Here is a 14839-nt window from a genome sequence, read left to right on the forward strand (position 1 = left end):
AGTCAGTGGATGCGCATTATAGGGAGTCAGAAAAATCTGGCAAGTATTTTTTTAAAACTTTTTTCTGACTGCTCGCTTATCACCCAAAATGACTATTTTTTGATTCTTTTTAGCGTTGCTGGCAGGTCTGCAATGCTATTAATCACGAAATCGGCACTATTCATTGCTTCTTCTGTCACAGGTTCGCCACTTTTAACTAACACTGTCGCCCCAACGTTTGCTGCTTTACCTGCTAAAATATCTGCGAGTTTATCACCGACCATTATAGAAGCTGCCATATCTATATTTAAGAAAGACTGAGCATCTAATAGCATGCCAGGTTTTGGTTTACGGCAATTGCAGTCTTGCTGATACTCTTCAACATCTGACTCGGCGTGATGTGGGCAGAAATAAATGCCGTCTAGGTCAACACCACGATCTGCAAGTGACCAGTCCATCCATTCGGTTAATTGCATAAACTGGTCTTCGGTATAAATGCCACGACCAATACCCGATTGATTTGTGACAACCACTAATGCATAACCCATTTTTTTTAATTCCAACATGGCTTCAATAGCGCCTTCAATAAATTCGAAGTCATCTATTTTATGTACATAGCCATGATCGATATTAATTGTTCCGTCTCTGTCTAAAAAGACTGCTGGTATCCCGTTACTCACCTGTTTACTCCTCAAACCAAATATCTTTTTAGTATCTCACGAAAAGAAATGAAATGAGAATAGAATAAATCGCACAATCTTTGTTGACTTAGACGTCTAGACGCCTTAACATCCAACCATATTAGATACACTATCTAAAGAACAATTCAGATAAAAGTTAGAAAACATAAATGATAAAGCTCTCAAATATAAATAAAGTTTTCCAGCAAGGAAGCCGTAGCATTCAAGCGCTAACTGATATTAGCTTGCATGTACCTGCTGGTCAGATATATGGCGTTATTGGTGCTTCAGGCGCAGGTAAAAGTACGTTAATTCGTTGCGTAAACATGCTAGAGCGCCCAACGTCAGGCCAAGTTGTTGTTGATGGGCAAGATTTAACATTAATGACAGAAAAAGCGTTGACGAGAGCACGCCGCGGTATTGGCATGATTTTCCAACATTTTAACTTATTATCTTCGCGCACTGTTTTTGATAACGTGGCACTGCCACTGGAACTCGACAATACACCCAAAGAAAAAATTAAAGAACGTGTTGATGAGCTATTAGAGTTAGTCGGTTTAAGTGAAAAGAAAGATGCTTACCCTGCTAATTTATCGGGTGGGCAAAAACAACGTGTTGCAATCGCGCGTGCTTTAGCTAATTCACCCAAAGTTTTATTGTGTGACGAAGCGACTAGCGCATTAGACCCTGCAACAACGCGTTCTATTTTAGAACTATTAAAAGACATTAACCGTCGTTTAGGGTTAACCATCTTATTAATCACTCACGAAATGGATGTCGTAAAACGTATTTGTGACCAAGTCGCAGTGATTAGTGGTGGTCAATTAATTGAACAAGATAAAGTGAGCGAAGTGTTCTCTCACCCGAAAACACCTGTTGCACAGGCTTTTATTCAGTCAACATTAATTATTGATATTCCAGATGACTATAAAGAGCGTATGAGTACAGAGGCAGGTAAAGATTTATCGCCATTAGTGAAATTAGAATTTACAGGTCAATCCGTTGATGCGCCGCTAATTTCGATGGCAGTACGTAAGTTTGATATTGATATTAATATTTTAAGCTCTCAGATTGATTACGCAGGCGGCGTAAAATTTGGTGTGATGCTAGCTGAGCTACATGGCATTAATGGTGGTGTTGAGTCCACAATTGAATTTTTGAAAGAGCACCACGTGAAAGTAGAGGTTTTGGGTTATGTCTGAGAGAATGATTTATTTGCTGATTAACGGCACCATCGACACTATCACAATGACCTTTGTTTCTGGCTTTTTAGGCTTTGTTTTAGGCTTACCATTAGGTGTTTTACTTTATATTACGCGCAAAGACCAAGTGATGGAAAATGTCGGTTTATATCGTGCACTTGCCGTTATAATTAATATTTTCCGTTCAGTACCATTTATTATTTTACTCGTTTGGATTATTCCATTAACGTCATTTTTAGTGGGTACAACCATTGGTTTAAAAGCCGCGATCGTCCCTTTAACCATTGGTGCTGCGCCATTTATTGCACGTATGGTAGAGAATGCGCTATTAGAAATTCCAAGTGGTTTGATTGAATCAGCACGTGCCATGGGGGCAACGCCTCTTCAGATCATTCGTAAAATATTGATCCCTGAAGCAATGCCAAGCCTGATCAATGCTGCAACCATTACCTTAATTATGTTAGTCGGTTATTCAGCGATGGGCGGCGCAGTGGGAGCGGGTGGTTTGGGTCAAATCGCGCTGCAGTATGGTTATCAAACCTATAACCCTGTTGTGATGAATACCGTGATTGTTCTTCTTGTCATTTTAGTAAACGCAATCCAGTTTGGTGGCGAGTACTTAATGAAAAAAGTTTCACATCGATAGTCAGTAAAATAGCGGCGCCATTAGGGTGCTTATAAAGTCAGTATGAAAGGGGTACTACCAATGTCTATTAAGTTAAAATCTATCGCAGTTGTCGGCGCGCTATTAGGCACACTCGTTTTAGCGGGTTGTGGCGAAAAAGAAAAAGATGCTAACAGCATTAAAGTTGGTGTGATCATGGGCAAAGAGTTAGAAGTTGCTGAAGTCGCACAGAAAGTTGCTAAAGAAAAATACGGTTTAGATGTTGAGCTAGTTTCATTTAATGATTTCGTATTGCCAAACGAAGCATTAAGCAAAGGCGATATCGATTTAAACGCCTTTCAACACAAGCCATACCTTGATCAACAAATTAAAGATCGTAATTATAAGTTAGTGCCAGTTGGCAATACTTTTATTTACCCAATTGCTGCTTATTCTAAAAAAATCAAATCTGTTGATGAATTAGCTGATGGCTCACAAATCGCATTACCGAATGACCCAACAAACTTAGGTCGTTCTTTACTGCTACTGCAACAACAAGGTTTAATTAAACTAAAAGATGGCACAGGCTTAATGCCTACTGTTCTGGATGTTGTTGAGAATCCAAAAAATCTGAAATTTGTTGAACTAGAAGCGCCACAGTTACCACGCGCACTTGACGACCAAAAAATTGCTTTAGCTATCATCAACACCACTTGGGCAAGCAGCGCTACACCTAAACTGACGCCAGCAAAAGATGGTTTATTTGTTGAAGATAAAGATTCTCCGTATGTGAATATTATTGTTGCCCGTGAAGACAATAAAGATAACGAAAATGTAAAGAAATTTATCCAAGCTTATCAATCAGATGAAGTTGCTAACAAAGCTAACGAAGTCTTTGATGGTGGTGCAGTTAAAGGCTGGTAATCTTTTTTATTATTAAAAAAACGATTAAAATACCAGATGGCTCCGTGCCATCTGGTATTTTTTGCAATTTATAGACTATAAAAATAACGATATTTTATTGAATCATATAAGAAAGGTAATAACTTATGAGACTGTTATTGCTCACCTTAGTAGCGTTTACGTTAGCTGGGTGTGGGATTAACCAATACACGAGTCCAGGGGCAAACAAAGGTTTCACGAGTATGAAATTGTCTAAGCCTGTGCCGAGTGTGACTGAAGAACCAGAAACAGCAAATGTTAAATTAATGAATAGCCCTGAAGAACTCCTAGGGATGCCTTTCAAAGATTTAGGTATTGTTTCTGGCGAGTCTTGCAGAGAAAGCGTTCAAAGCCCCCCTGCAAATCTAAATACAGCGAAAAACAGTATGTTATCACAAGCTGCTTTTATCGCTGCTGATGCCGTCCTTTTGCACCAATGCCAGACAATGACCGCTCCTGGTTGTTATCAAGCAACGATTTGTGAAGGTAGCGCATTAAAAATTGTTGAATAACCGTCATATGCAATCTTTTCAATTTGATACTATTGGTCATATCGAATCACCATATAAAGAAAAGTTTGCCATCCCGCGCCAACCTGGGCTTGTTCCAGGTGGTGTAGGACGTCTACACCTCCATCCCCCTTTCAATGATGCGAATACCGTTCGTGGCTTAATGCAGTTTAGTCATATCTGGGTAATTTTTGTTTTTCATCAAACAATGAAAGGCGGCTGGAAACCATTAGTTCGTCCACCTCGTCTCGGTGGTAATGATAAAATGGGTGTGTTTGCAACTCGTTCAACATTTAGACCAAATCCAATTGGTATGTCCCTTGTTGAATTAAAAGGGGTTTCTATAAAAAACAACCAAGCTATACTCGAGCTTGGTAGCCTGGATTTGGTTGATGGCACTCCTGTGATTGATATAAAGCCTTATTTACCTTTTGCTGAGGCAATACCAGAGGCTACCGCGGGATATGCACAGGCTGCACCTTCAGATAATATGCAGGTTATATTCACGCCAGCCGTTGAAAATCAATTAGTGTCTTATCAACACCAATACCCTGCGCTAAAACAATTTATTGAACAAATTTTGATGCAAGACCCTCGCCCTGCGTATAAAAAACAATCTACTGAAATTCGTGACTATGCGGTTCATTTATTAGATTTTAATATTCGTTGGCGAGTATTTAATGGTGTGACTGAAGTATTCGCTATCGAACCCTATGAAAAAACGTGTTAACCCCTTTTGGCGAGTCTCAGTCACTGGTAGACTAGCTCTCTATATACTTTGGTAAGCAAGCGGCTTGCCATAATTTGTTGTTCTAATGGAACCTATACAATGCGTACTAGCAAATATCTGCTCTCAACTCTAAAAGAGACCCCTGCGGATGCAGAAGTTATCAGCCACCAGCTGATGCTGCGTGCAGGAATGATCCGTAAACTTGCTTCTGGTCTGTATGACTGGTTACCCACAGGCGTGCGTGTTCTGCGTAAAGTCGAAAACATCGTCCGTGAAGAAATGGAAAATGCAGGCGCTATCGAGGTATCTTTACCCGTCGTTCAGCCCGCAGATTTATGGCAAGAAAGTGGACGTTGGGAACAGTATGGCCCTGAGTTGCTGCGTTTTGTTGACCGTGGTGAGCGCCCATTTGTCCTTGGTCCAACCCATGAAGAAGTGATCACTGATTTAGTGCGTAACGAAATCACATCTTATAAACAACTGCCATTGAATTTATTCCAAATTCAAACCAAATTCCGTGATGAAGTTCGCCCGCGTTTTGGCGTCATGCGTTCACGCGAATTTATTATGAAAGATGCATACTCTTTCCACATTAGCCAAGAATCATTGCAAGAAACCTATGATGCAATGTACGAAGCATATAGCAAAATTTTCACGCGTATTGGCTTTGATTTCCGAGCGGTTCAAGCGGATACTGGCTCAATCGGCGGTAGTGCATCTCACGAATTCCAAGTGTTAGCGAAAAACGGTGAAGATGACGTTATTTTCTCCACTGAGTCTGACTATGCTGCAAATATCGAATTTGCCGAAGCATTAGCACCAACCTCGCCACGCGGGGCACCAACCGAAGAGCTTCGTTTAGTCGATACACCAAATGCAAAAACAATTGCTGAGTTGGTTGAGCAATTTAACTTACCTGTTGAGAAAACAGTTAAGACTCTCATTGTTCATGCCGAAAAAGATTCAGGTCATACGTTAGTGGCACTATTAATCCGCGGTGATCATGAACTGAATGAAGTTAAAGCTGAAAAACATCCTTTAGTCGCTAGCCCACTCGAGTTTGCAACAGAAGCTGAGATCAGAAATGCAGTGAATGCAGGCCCAGGATCACTAGGCCCGATCAATATGCCACTACCGATTGTTATCGATCGCAGTGTTGCAGTAATGAGTGACTTTGGTGCAGGTGCAAATGTTGATGGTAAGCACTACTTTGGCATCAACTGGGAACGTGATTTAGCATTACCTGAAGCTTATGATTTACGCAATGTCGTCGAAGGCGATCCAAGCCCAGACGGTAAAGGTGTACTACAAATTAAACGTGGTATCGAAGTTGGTCATATTTTCCAATTAGGTACCAAATACTCAGAAGCGATGAAAGCATCTGTACAGAACGAAGAAGGCCACAACCAAATCGTCACCATGGGTTGTTATGGTATTGGTGTAACACGTATCGTCGCCGCAGCTATTGAGCAAAGCCATGATGAACGTGGGATTATTTGGCCAGATGCAATTGCACCTTTCCAAGTTGCAATTTTGCCAATGAACATGCACAAATCTTACCGCGTTAAAGAAGTCGCTGAAAAACTGTATGCAGACTTAAAAGCAAACGGCATTGATGTGATTTTTGATGACCGTAAAGAACGCCCAGGTGTGATGTTTGCGGATATGGAGCTGATTGGCGTTCCATACACTATCGTGATTGGTGACCGTAACTTAGATAACAACCAGATTGAATATAAATCACGCCGCAGTGATGATAAAGAATTGGTTGGCTTAGAAAATGTCGTTAGTTTCCTTAAAGGTAAGCTCGGCAAATAAGTTAGGTTAAAAGCCAAAAAATAGAGCCCAAATTGCAGTCATATTGAATTTGGGCCTTTTTCTTTAAATATCTCGGTAGGAACCAACTTTAAAACCACGTGCTATTATTTGTGATTTTAAATTTTCCGATGTTAATACTTCTAGCTCATTTAAACGTGGATAAGCGTAGTTGCTTTTTAATAACGCATTATCAATAAAAGCGGGATGACTCATGACCTCAATAGAATGATGGCCCTGTGCTTTGGCTTCATCAATAATCTTCAAAAACAATGCTTCTGAAATTTCATCACCATAAAATTCACTACTGAAACAGTCAGTGCTTGCCACTTGATATGACAATGGCGGCCAATTTTTTTCTAATTGGCGGTCTACACGCAATGCAACTCCCTGTTCTTGTGCAAAACCCACGACTATTGGGAAAATTCCTTCAATCATATGCACGTGATGATGGCTATCAATATGGCTGGGCTTTTGGCCAAAAATTTCAATAAATTTGTGATATTGCAGATTCAGTTCTTGTTCAATCTCAGACAAAGGCAAATCATTAATATCGATATCCCACAGCCATTTACCCAACATTCCATCACGGCTGAGAGTCGGCATTGATGAAAAAGGCTTACCTGCCGTTAAAACAAAATGCATTCCCACCGCTAAATTCGGATTTTCATGACTTAATTTAGCCGCATGGGATATGGCAGGCATATTCATCATTGCACTCGTTGAATTAACAACCCCATTACGATGAGATTCAATAATCCCGTAATTAACGGCTTCACATAATCCAAAATCATCAGCATTCACAATAAGTAATGAAGCCATTTGTTCTCCCTTAATGCTATAAGCTATTTAACTCATTAACCTTCCTGCTCAATTTGTTGTATTGCTTTCGCAAAGTTCGGCAGGTGTTTTTTATGGGCGATAAGTAATTCTTTCGAAATTAAACGCGCATCATTATCGGAGTGAATTAATGGGTTCAAATTCATCGCCAGTAATACATCATTAAACTGACCATTGACTGCGGCTTGGCTAGTAGCAACTTCAAAGTTTTTTAAGGTATAAATTAAGCCAAGTACTTTATCATCAAAATGCGTTACTCGTGGGTGCGGTTTCGCACCATCACGCCCAAGTAGGCAAGTCATTTCCACCGTCCAATCTTCAGGAATATTATCAATTTGCCCCTGATGTGGGATATTAACGTAATGCTCCGTATTTTTATCGTTATAGATCGCGTTAATGACTTCACAAGCTGCATCCGAATAATAAGCTCCGCCACGTAACTCAAGCTCTTTAGGTTTCACATCAAGTGATGGATCCTTATAAAGTTCAAATAGCCGATGCTCTACTTTTTGCACGATTTGAGCTCGAGCCCCACCTTTATAATATTCACCAAGCTCGATAGCTAACATTTCTTTTGGTTTAAAGTAATACAGTAAATAAGAACAAGGGATCAGATTTAAGCTGCGAATTAGCCCTTCGTCAAACGCAAGGTCAGTGATGTTTTTTACTGAGTTGGCACTTAACGTACCTGACGCAATACCATCTAATAGCTCATCAAAACGAGAAACTCCATTAACAATCACATCTTTGATAAAAACCATATGGTTTAAACCGAATAAGTCGATGGATAACTCATCGTTATCTGACAGATTAAGAACATCTGTAATAAACATTTTCATGCCAATCGGTATATTACACACACCAATAAAACGCTTAAAGTTAGTGTGCCGGTAAACCGCTTCTGTCACCATCCCTGCTGGGTTAGTAAAATTAATCACCCATGCATTAGGGCAGATTTCTTCCACATCTTTAATAATGTCAAAAATAACTGGAATTGTACGCAGCCCTTTAAATAATCCACCAGCACCATTGGTTTCTTGGCCTAAATAACCATGTTTTAATGGAATAGACTCATCTAATTCACGAGCTTTTAATTGGCCGACCCTTAATTGCGTAGTCACAAAATCAGCATCTTTAAGTGCTTCTTTGCGATCCAATGTCTTCACTATTTTTAATGGAATGTTTGCATGTTTAACCATGCGTTCGCATAAATCAAAAATAATCTCTAATTTTTCTTTGCCTTCCTCAACATCCACCAACCATAACTCAGTGATCGGAAGTTCATGGTAACGTTTAATAAAACCTTCGAGTAATTCAGGTGTGTAGCTACTACCGCCACCAATCGTGACAACTTTTAACTTCTGAGTCATATTAACCTCATAGAACCTTATACAATAGACATAGAAAGACACACCATCTTTATTAGAAAAGATGGTTATGCTTGAATTTTTTAATTAAGAACGTTTTGAAGCTTAGTTTAATTAATGCTAATTAACCCACCATTTTCTGCTCAACACTGTATAAATTTTTACGATAATCACTCGGCGTCAGTGAGGTTGATTCTTTAAATTTTTTCACAAATAAACTTGGGCTACTGTAACCAGACTCAAATGCAATATCGGTAATCGAATAGTTGGTAATTTCTAATTGTTTTTTAGCAAAATTAATTCTGATATCGTTAATAATTTGCATTGGTGTTTTACCATAAAAACGTTTTGTCGCCCGCGTTAGATACTCTTGTGATTTCCCCGTCATAGTGATCATATTTTGTAGCGCACTTTCACTGAACATCGCAATATCATGCATGTCTTCAAGTGTGTTTTTAAGCCATTGAGGAGCATCGTCTTGCAGGCTTTTTTCACGAAAATGACGTAATCGATTGACGACATTAAACGTGACTAATTCAATAAACTCATTAAATTCGCTATCTCTGAAATTTAAAGAGGCGATGACGGACTCAATATAAGCCATAAATTCATTTTTTAGTGGGTAGCTTTGTGATGCAACAAAACAGCTTGGCAATAATGGCAAATAATGTTTATCAAAAAATGATTTGCTAATTCCAACATTTAATATTCTAGTTGGACCAAAGTCATAAGCACTTTCGTGATATGAACCAATAGGTAAAAAAACAAAATCCCCGCGCTCTAATAATATCTTCTTTCCATTAATAAATTGGTAACAACGACCCGTTAATACAATCGTATATTCATAATAGTCGTGTTGATGCAGTCCACTTGCACTCTCAACTTTATTATAAATAAAGACATGAAAGGTTTTATTGTTAAACAGTTCACTTTCTTGAACTAATTTAATTTCAGCATTAGTGTCGGTTCTATTCATCAGTGTCTGCATCATTATCCCCTTTTAACGGTTTAATTTTTCATGTAGCTCAATTAATTCTGTAATCAGTTCGCGAGCTAACATAGCATTCATTAAATGATCTTGAGCATGGACGAGGACTAAACTGACTTTGATTCTGCCCTCCCCCATATCGCTTTCAATGAGCTGAGTTTGTACTTTATGTGCGTCATTCAAAGAAGAGTGAGATTGCTCCATTAAACTTTTTGCCGTTGTGAAGTCCCCCTCTTTGGCCTTTCTTAATGCCGTATAGGCTAAACTTCTTGCTTGCCCTGCATTAATAATTAAGCCCATGACAACTTCTTCTAATTCGTTAGCTGCATCTTCTTGAATATCATCGAGTTCAAACATTTTTTTATCTCTACTTAAATGGGAGGAGCAAGCTCCTCCGTTTTTTAAAACTTCAGTGCATTAGCAATATCTTCTTCGCTTTCTTCTTCATCTATCGTGTTTTGGGCTTTATTCGAAATCACCACAAATGGTAGATAAACCAGAACAGCAACACCAAGGTTAAATAAAGCAAGTAATAAAGCGGCAATACTTCCATTGGTGTTAAAGAAGGCTGCTAAACCTGTTGGCATTGTCCACGGTGCAATATTGGTCACTGGTGGGATAATCCCTAAAGAATACGCTGCTACCATTATTCCCGCCAATAAAGGCTGAATCAGAATAAATGGAATAAACATAACTGGGTTCATGATGATAGGTAATCCAAAAATAATCGGCTCATTTATTTGGAAAATACCCGCTGGTAACGCTAATTTTGCAACTTGCCGGTGATCTGCACGACGTGAAGCAATAAAGATGGCAATGATCAGCCCTAATGTTGCCCCTGTTCCACCTAAGAAGACGTAGGAATCAAGCATTGGTTTTGCCCACATATGGAAAGATTTACCCGCAGCAATTGCCGCATCGACCGAACCATACTCCGCATATAATGAGACGTTTTCCAGTGCCCATGGCGTCATAATCCCACTATCTAAGGCTGTCAAGGCGAGTGAACCGTGAATACCAAAGAACCACAGCAATGACGTAAATACCACATAGGCCCAACCAACGACATTCCCCATTGATGCAAGAGGAGTCGACACCGTATCCATAATAATTTGGTGGAAATTTGTACTAATACCGCTAGAAAGCGCCCATGACACAATCCCCATTATTGATAAGATAATAAAACCAGGAATAAGTGCAGAGAATGAACGAGAAACAGATGGAGGCACGCTATCAGGTAATTTAATCACCCAGTTACGGCGTACAATAAATGCAAACATTTCGGCAACCACTAACCCTAATATAATACCCGAAATGATATTTGCCCCACCTAACCAATTCGCGCCAACGGCATAAGCACCATTTACTTCGTAAGGTGTCACCGTCATAAAAGCAGCAACAGCCAGTAGCCCTGCGGCTAATGGGTCAACTTTTCGCTCTTCAGCTAATGCCATCGAGATAAAAAAGGGTGCCATGAGGGACATGATACCTAGTGTCCCGTTATACACATTCCCCCCAATCACTTTAAATCCATTTAAAGTTTCAATTGTCGATGGTTCTAATCTCACGCCCAATGAGTAGAAGAACGACCCTGCATCAAAGCTTAAAAACACATTATTAATTAATACAAACATTGCCCCGACTAATGTCAGTGGCATAATACGAATAAAACCATTCTTTATTGCATTAACGTGAGGTTGCTTCCCCAATCTAACTGCGAAGGGCAGAAGTACCTTTTCAAGCGAAGTGATAACAAGACTCATAAAAATACCCTCGATTTTTTGAGTGTGCTCCATTCTGAATAGGCTAATCTGCAGTGAATAGCACTAAGGTTGATGGAGTTATTATTGAGTAGAGGTAGCTCTCTAATGTTAGTTTGCTGTTTGTTTTTTTATGCTTGCAACGGCTGCTTTTAATACCCCAAGTCCATCCACTTTGCCGTATAACAATGAATCAATCACTTCGACAGGTTTATTTGGCAGTATTTTTTGAATATCCGTTAACATCCAAGCAATTTGTGGACCGAGTAAAACCAAATCTGCATCAACACCTTTTTCACTTGCTAAACTTTCAGGAAAAGCCTCTATGTTGACGGGTACATCGTATTTTTCTGCCTGTTGCCTCATTTTGTTGACTAACAATGAAGTCGACATGCCAGCAGAACAAAATAAATAGATATTTTTCTTCTTCATTCCTTATCCTTTGATTCGTTCTATTTTTTAGTTACCGCTTAGATTTATAAATTTTTTTACAGACTTGCGGCTTTTCTTAAATCAACAAACTAAAAATTAAAATTATTTCTAGTTGAATGGAGTATACGGAATTCCCTTAGTTTACGATATTTCATTGTTATCACTAATTGCTCCTGATTGACCAATCGCCATGACAACCTTCACAAAATACGCAAATATTTTGCGACAATAAAAAAGTTATACTGATATCAAAAAAGAAGTATGTGAAGGAGTGAAAAATAGATGGGATAATTTTTTATTGGAATTTTAAGACGTTAAATAAAAAAAGCCCAATATTTCTACTGAGCTTTTTAGGAAGAAAATGCAATCTAAATTATTTGCAAGACGCCGTTTTATCGAATTTAATTTGCCCTGTTTGGACGAATGCAGAGTCAAATTGACCATCCTCCATTGATGGACGAACGGTATAATAACCTTCAGCCTCAACATACACAGGGGTTCCACCGTCAACCCCTGTTTCCCTATAGGCTTTTTCTAATTCAATACCAGATGCTGAGTATTGACGCCCTGTATCACATTCTGTAAATACTGCGGCATCCGCCATATAGCGATATTTCCCTATTTTTTTACTTGGCTGAACACGGTTTAGCGTATAGTTCAGTTCCGTTTCAATTGGGTTTCCTTCTAAATCCAGCAAAGTGACGGACTCACCATTGTCGGCTTTAGCAAAAAAGGTATTCTCACCTTTCGGATTAGTAGTACGGAGCTTATTACCTTCAAGGTTCCATTTGCCTGCTTCATGGAAGCCGCTATTGCCGTCTTTTGTTCCCAAGTAAATCAATTGTTCTACATAACTGCCATCTTGGTTAACTAACAATGTTGCTTCAATGCCTGAGCAATCTGCACAAGGTAATACCCCAGTATAGACCTGATCAACTGGCGTTGTATTGGTATTTTGCGCACTACTTTGGCAGCCTGCTAATGCCACTGTACCAACCGCCATTAAGACTAATAATAGTGTTTTTTTCATGATAATTCCCTTGAAATCATTCGTTTTTAACTCGTTTACCAATATTAAACATCATAGCATCTCAAGCCATAAAAGAGTGGAAACAGTAACATAATTCAGACATAACTGATAAAAAATACCACGCATTAATTTGATGAATAAGAATTATCTTTTTCATCCAGTAGCGATTATAGTTATTAAAATTACTATGCTATTATCGTACTAAGCATTTTTTTGCTTGATACAATATGTTCAAGGCGGCAATAACCGCCACTAACACAGTGGTGAGGGAATATGTCTACAGATACTGAATATCAACCTATCAATTGTGATGATTACGAATATCTAGAAATTGCATGCCAACGTCAGTTGAAGTTGCAAATAAAACTTAATGACGGCGAGAATATTGAAGGGCAAGCTAGTGATTTGCTCCTACGAAAAAAAGTCGAGTACCTGATTGTTGAAACACATGAAGGAACCAAGGAGCTACGACTGGATTGCATTAATTCCTTCAGTCATCCTGAAATCGGCACAATTGTTGTCGACCACTCTCACTAATACTCACAATTTGAGTTCTTCTTGCCCCTTATGATGGTCACAGTCATAAGGGGTTTCTTATTATAAGGCTAACTGGAATCTCGATTCCTGCTGCCAATCTATTGCAATCCCCAATAATTCATCATTCATTAACCCTTCAGGTGTGATAAAACAACCCACTGCCGTAATCAGTTGATCATTGTAATAAATCAGTGGAATACGCTCCCGCATCCATGGCGCAATGCCCAGTTCCTGCCATATTTTTTTACTGCTTCTTGAACGGTGCCGCCCCACAATATTAAGAGTGCCTTGCAAACCAAAACGCACAGTCACTTTTTCATCTGGCTCTGGAGGACGGATTTGCCCTTGCCCTTCCATAACCTGTAGTCGCCCAAGTGATCCAGGTAATTCAAACGAAGCGGGATATGACCACGCATATTGCTGTCCCACCAAGTTTTCAACACGTGGAACTACCCACAATACACCTTGGTAACGGCGGACTTCAACCTGCCCTAGACGGCAAACAGGTTCAGCATCTTGTCTGGCTAGCGCCACTTCTTGCCAAATACGCTCTAACTGGTTAAATGGTGGCATCGGGAGTTGATGCAGCCCAATCCAGCGGCGAATCAACGCGTTACGTTTCGCCGAAGAACAGTGCTGTAATTCATCAATAAATAAACCACCTCGGTAATCAATCATACCTTCAAGCGTTTCTTGCAATAACTCATCCAGCAAGGATTCTTGCTCCGCACATAGCAATGCACTTCGAGCAATGGCATTGGACATATGCGGCCAACGGGCAGTTAAACGGGGTAAAATATGCAACCGAAGAAAATTGCGGTCATAACGATCATCTTGGTTGCTATCATCCTCCACCCAAGGTAATTGCTGCTCTTGCATGTAAGCTTCTAAATCGATACGGCCGATGGTTAATAATGGGCGCAACAATTGTGTTTGCCCTTGTTGCGTAACAAAGGGCAGAGATTCAGGCATTGATGATAACCCCGCAGGGCCACTTCCACGTTTTAAAGCTAATAAAAATGTTTCTGCTTGGTCATCCAGATGCTGAGCTGTCACCAACACTTCATCAACATCAAGTTCTTCACGGTAAGCCTGATAACGAGCATCCCGCGCAGCGGCCTCGATACCTTTTTCACTAGGATCAATGAAAACAGGGCGGCAGACAAAAGGAATCTCCCATTGTTGGCATAGCTGTGCACAATGCTGCGCCCACGCATTTGCCTTAGTATTTAGGCCATGGTGGACATGGATAGCACGAATAATTAGTGATGAGTCATTATTTTTCTTGAGCTGGCAAAGGGCATGTAACAATACCGTTGAGTCAATTCCACCACTAAACCCAACCAGTATTTTTTTATAATCACCAATTTTTTCACGTACCCGCTCAATGACCATGGATGATATCTGTTCCATTCATTCGCCCT

16 protein-coding genes are annotated in these 14839 nt (G+C 39.7%); 7 read left to right on the forward strand and 9 right to left on the reverse strand.

Annotated elements, in window-relative coordinates:
- Positions 1-92 precede the first annotated feature (92 nt).
- The gene (gmhB, locus tag PSF27_RS17165; RefSeq protein WP_206083776.1) at positions 93-659 is read right to left on the reverse strand and encodes a D-glycero-beta-D-manno-heptose 1,7-bisphosphate 7-phosphatase; all 567 of its coding nucleotides are present in this window, start codon (positions 657-659) and stop codon (positions 93-95) included.
- A gap of 170 nt (positions 660-829) precedes the next feature.
- Here gmhB and metN point away from each other — a divergent pair, with 170 nt between their 5' ends.
- The 6 genes from metN (at position 830) to proS (ending at position 6464) form a co-directional block, all read left to right on the forward strand.
- Complete coding sequence (metN, locus tag PSF27_RS17170; RefSeq protein WP_206083775.1) at positions 830-1861, forward strand: methionine ABC transporter ATP-binding protein MetN; 1032 nt, start codon at positions 830-832, stop codon at positions 1859-1861.
- Positions 1854-2507 carry a methionine ABC transporter permease MetI gene (metI, locus tag PSF27_RS17175; protein ID WP_206083774.1) on the forward strand — a complete coding sequence of 218 codons (654 nt, stop codon included), beginning with the start codon at positions 1854-1856 and terminating at the stop codon, positions 2505-2507. The genes metN and metI overlap by 8 nt, the downstream gene beginning before the upstream one ends.
- A 60-nt stretch (positions 2508-2567) precedes the next feature.
- Positions 2568-3389: a MetQ/NlpA family lipoprotein gene (locus PSF27_RS17180; RefSeq protein WP_206083773.1), complete on the forward strand. Its 822-nt coding sequence runs from the start codon at positions 2568-2570 to the stop codon at positions 3387-3389.
- A 125-nt stretch (positions 3390-3514) separates the two neighbouring features.
- The gene (gene rcsF / locus PSF27_RS17185) at positions 3515-3919 is read left to right on the forward strand and encodes an Rcs stress response system protein RcsF (protein ID WP_206083772.1); all 405 of its coding nucleotides are present in this window, start codon (positions 3515-3517) and stop codon (positions 3917-3919) included.
- Positions 3920-3926: 7 nt separating this feature from the next.
- On the forward strand, positions 3927-4646 hold the full coding sequence (gene tsaA / locus PSF27_RS17190) for a tRNA (N6-threonylcarbamoyladenosine(37)-N6)-methyltransferase TrmO (RefSeq protein WP_206083771.1): 720 nt from the start codon (positions 3927-3929) through the stop codon (positions 4644-4646).
- 99 nt (positions 4647-4745) lie between these two features.
- The gene (proS, locus tag PSF27_RS17195) at positions 4746-6464 is read left to right on the forward strand and encodes a proline--tRNA ligase (protein WP_206083770.1); all 1719 of its coding nucleotides are present in this window, start codon (positions 4746-4748) and stop codon (positions 6462-6464) included.
- A gap of 63 nt (positions 6465-6527) precedes the next feature.
- On the opposite strand, the gene chbG is transcribed toward proS, so the two are convergent.
- The 7 genes from chbG to nlpE all read right to left on the reverse strand — a co-directional run bounded on the left by chbG (position 6528) and on the right by nlpE (position 12878).
- On the reverse strand, positions 6528-7283 hold the full coding sequence (chbG, locus tag PSF27_RS17200) for a chitin disaccharide deacetylase (RefSeq protein ID WP_272539780.1): 756 nt from the start codon (positions 7281-7283) through the stop codon (positions 6528-6530).
- A 35-nt stretch (positions 7284-7318) separates the two neighbouring features.
- The gene (locus PSF27_RS17205; RefSeq protein ID WP_206083768.1) at positions 7319-8671 is read right to left on the reverse strand and encodes a 6-phospho-beta-glucosidase; all 1353 of its coding nucleotides are present in this window, start codon (positions 8669-8671) and stop codon (positions 7319-7321) included.
- Between the two features lie 121 nt (positions 8672-8792).
- Positions 8793-9659: a transcriptional regulator ChbR gene (chbR, locus tag PSF27_RS17210; protein ID WP_206083767.1), complete on the reverse strand. Its 867-nt coding sequence runs from the start codon at positions 9657-9659 to the stop codon at positions 8793-8795.
- 9 nt (positions 9660-9668) lie between these two features.
- Complete coding sequence (chbA, locus tag PSF27_RS17215; protein WP_206083766.1) at positions 9669-10013, reverse strand: PTS N,N'-diacetylchitobiose transporter subunit IIA; 345 nt, start codon at positions 10011-10013, stop codon at positions 9669-9671.
- 44 nt (positions 10014-10057) lie between these two features.
- On the reverse strand, positions 10058-11419 hold the full coding sequence (gene chbC, locus PSF27_RS17220) for a PTS N,N'-diacetylchitobiose transporter subunit IIC (RefSeq protein WP_272539783.1): 1362 nt from the start codon (positions 11417-11419) through the stop codon (positions 10058-10060).
- Between the two features lie 108 nt (positions 11420-11527).
- Positions 11528-11848: a PTS sugar transporter subunit IIB gene (locus PSF27_RS17225; RefSeq protein WP_206083764.1), complete on the reverse strand. Its 321-nt coding sequence runs from the start codon at positions 11846-11848 to the stop codon at positions 11528-11530.
- Between the two features lie 373 nt (positions 11849-12221).
- Positions 12222-12878, reverse strand: a complete 657-nt coding sequence (nlpE, locus tag PSF27_RS17230; protein WP_206083763.1) for an envelope stress response activation lipoprotein NlpE — start codon at positions 12876-12878, stop codon at positions 12222-12224.
- 273 nt (positions 12879-13151) lie between these two features.
- Here nlpE and rof point away from each other — a divergent pair, with 273 nt between their 5' ends.
- Positions 13152-13415 carry a Rho-binding antiterminator gene (gene rof / locus PSF27_RS17235; RefSeq protein WP_042848970.1) on the forward strand — a complete coding sequence of 88 codons (264 nt, stop codon included), beginning with the start codon at positions 13152-13154 and terminating at the stop codon, positions 13413-13415.
- Between the two features lie 60 nt (positions 13416-13475).
- Here rof and tilS read toward each other — a convergent pair whose 3' ends face one another.
- Positions 13476-14828 carry a tRNA lysidine(34) synthetase TilS gene (gene tilS / locus PSF27_RS17240; RefSeq protein ID WP_272681921.1) on the reverse strand — a complete coding sequence of 451 codons (1353 nt, stop codon included), beginning with the start codon at positions 14826-14828 and terminating at the stop codon, positions 13476-13478.
- Positions 14829-14839 lie beyond the last annotated feature (11 nt).

Source organism: Providencia sp. PROV129, from assembly GCF_028482245.1.
Taxonomy (GTDB): domain Bacteria; phylum Pseudomonadota; class Gammaproteobacteria; order Enterobacterales; family Enterobacteriaceae; genus Providencia; species Providencia vermicola.

Coding starts and splice junctions, on each gene's coding strand:
- metN (WP_206083775.1), top strand. CDS start 830: ATGATAAAGCTCTCAAATATAAATAAAGTTTTCCAGCAAGGAAGCCGT.
- metI (WP_206083774.1), top strand. CDS start 1,854: ATGTCTGAGAGAATGATTTATTTGCTGATTAACGGCACCATCGACACT.
- PSF27_RS17180 (WP_206083773.1), top strand. CDS start 2,568: ATGTCTATTAAGTTAAAATCTATCGCAGTTGTCGGCGCGCTATTAGGC.
- rcsF (WP_206083772.1), top strand. CDS start 3,515: ATGAGACTGTTATTGCTCACCTTAGTAGCGTTTACGTTAGCTGGGTGT.
- tsaA (WP_206083771.1), top strand. CDS start 3,927: ATGCAATCTTTTCAATTTGATACTATTGGTCATATCGAATCACCATAT.
- proS (WP_206083770.1), top strand. CDS start 4,746: ATGCGTACTAGCAAATATCTGCTCTCAACTCTAAAAGAGACCCCTGCG.
- chbG (WP_272539780.1), bottom strand. CDS start 7,283: ATGGCTTCATTACTTATTGTGAATGCTGATGATTTTGGATTATGTGAA.
- PSF27_RS17205 (WP_206083768.1), bottom strand. CDS start 8,671: ATGACTCAGAAGTTAAAAGTTGTCACGATTGGTGGCGGTAGTAGCTAC.
- chbR (WP_206083767.1), bottom strand. CDS start 9,659: ATGATGCAGACACTGATGAATAGAACCGACACTAATGCTGAAATTAAA.
- chbA (WP_206083766.1), bottom strand. CDS start 10,013: ATGTTTGAACTCGATGATATTCAAGAAGATGCAGCTAACGAATTAGAA.
- chbC (WP_272539783.1), bottom strand. CDS start 11,419: ATGAGTCTTGTTATCACTTCGCTTGAAAAGGTACTTCTGCCCTTCGCA.
- PSF27_RS17225 (WP_206083764.1), bottom strand. CDS start 11,848: ATGAAGAAGAAAAATATCTATTTATTTTGTTCTGCTGGCATGTCGACT.
- nlpE (WP_206083763.1), bottom strand. CDS start 12,878: ATGAAAAAAACACTATTATTAGTCTTAATGGCGGTTGGTACAGTGGCA.
- rof (WP_042848970.1), top strand. CDS start 13,152: ATGTCTACAGATACTGAATATCAACCTATCAATTGTGATGATTACGAA.
- tilS (WP_272681921.1), bottom strand. CDS start 14,828: ATGGAACAGATATCATCCATGGTCATTGAGCGGGTACGTGAAAAAATT.